The organism is Deinococcus frigens DSM 12807 (genome assembly GCF_000701425.1).
In the GTDB taxonomy this organism is placed as follows: Bacteria; Deinococcota; Deinococci; order Deinococcales; family Deinococcaceae; genus Deinococcus; species Deinococcus frigens.
In genome coordinates this window covers 1-1,185 of the sequence record NZ_JNIW01000146.1, presented here as the reverse complement: position 1 = coordinate 1,185, position 1,185 = coordinate 1, and the positions used below count along the sequence as shown (strand labels likewise).

Annotated in this window: 2 protein-coding genes and 1 pseudogene; 2 read left to right on the top strand and 1 reads right to left on the bottom strand. The window is 58.6% G+C overall.

Annotated features, from left to right (window positions below):
• Nucleotides 1-444, top strand: a 444-nt coding sequence (locus tag Q322_RS24300) for a hypothetical protein (protein WP_211248949.1), incomplete at its 5' end; no start/stop codon positions are given.
• Between the two features lie 88 nt (nt 445-532).
• A complete protein-coding gene (locus Q322_RS0120040) occupies nt 533-787 on the top strand; it encodes a WGxxGxxG family protein (RefSeq protein ID WP_029479599.1) in 255 nt (84 codons plus the stop codon).
• A 125-nt stretch (nt 788-912) separates the two neighbouring features.
• Here the strand turns inward: Q322_RS0120040 and Q322_RS21440 are convergent.
• Nucleotides 913-1,185 (bottom strand): annotated as a pseudogene (locus tag Q322_RS21440) (hypothetical protein); the annotation flags it as partial.

Genomic DNA, 1,185 nt, shown 5'->3' with positions numbered 1-1,185 from the left:
TACTCTGGGATTCTCCCGCCAGGAGAGGTTTTTTCTGATTATGCAGGTGCAACTCCTGAGACGAACTCACTGCTCATTTCAATCCCTCTTTCCTGCCTGTTGCTGGTTCCTGCCGGAGCGTGGCGGCACGCGTCGAAGCACTTCCCCAACCTTTCAGCGCCGCCCCCGACGGCCTATCAGGAGGAGGACGCCCACAGCAGCCAGCGAGCCCAGGACGATCCGTTTGAGTGGGTCAGGGGTGTTCGCCTGAGGCAGTGCCACCAGCACGGAATGATGGAAATACCAGTCCCACTGAGAGCATGCCACCTGATCGAAGTTGCGAGAGAGGCGCTGGAATTCCTGGTTCAACTGCTCCCGACCATCGGATGGTCGTACCCAATCGCCGCTTTTCAAATACCTGCAATTCCGAAAATATTAAAGATTGTGTGGATATTTACTGAATGAGTCCATCAGGCAAAGTGCTGAGTTGGCGTGTCATTCTTCTTTCGCCAGCGAACACATCTCCTGGTTGATCTGCCTTGGAGGGTCATGCATGAAACGATTTGCTCAGTCCACGCTGTTGCTTTCCCTGCTACTTGCCCCCGTATCGGCCTTCGCTCAGACCGACACCACGACAGGGACCACTGACACCACCACGGGTACGACGACAACATCGACTCCAGTCAACACAGATGACGGCTTTGATTGGGGCTGGCTGGGCCTGCTCGGCCTGGCAGGCCTGGCGGGTTTGCGGCGGAGAGACGATCGGGTGTACCCGACGAACACCACGGCAACCAATCAGCGCTGAAGCAATCTCCTTCTTCAGAGTCCTCCACAGTCCTGCTTTTCAGATCACGCGCAAGTCGTGTGCCTGAAAAGCAGGACTTTCAGTCGTTTTGAGACCTTTTCACTTTGCGCTTGGTGCCAGCTTCCTTAAATCACCCCCAGGAGGTGCGACAGGCGGTGGCCCTGGGCTTTGACCTCTTTGCGGACCTGGCCGCCCATGCCCTGCACCATCTCCAGCAGTTCGGTTCGCAGGGTGGACAGGGCGTCCTCGCGGATCACCTCGTGGGCCTGGCGCTCACGTGCCTCCACCAGGCGCACCACCGTTGTCGTGAGTTGGTCTCCGCGCACGTCGGCCAGGCGTTCCACCCGTTCGGCCAGCTCGGCGGGCAGCACCACCGACACTTTGCGGCCTCCACTCGT

Bases quoted from the DNA above. Each gene is read 5' to 3' on its own strand.
- Q322_RS0120040 (WP_029479599.1), top strand. From the start codon at position 533: ATGAAACGATTTGCTCAGTCCACGCTGTTGCTTTCCCTGCTACTTGCC.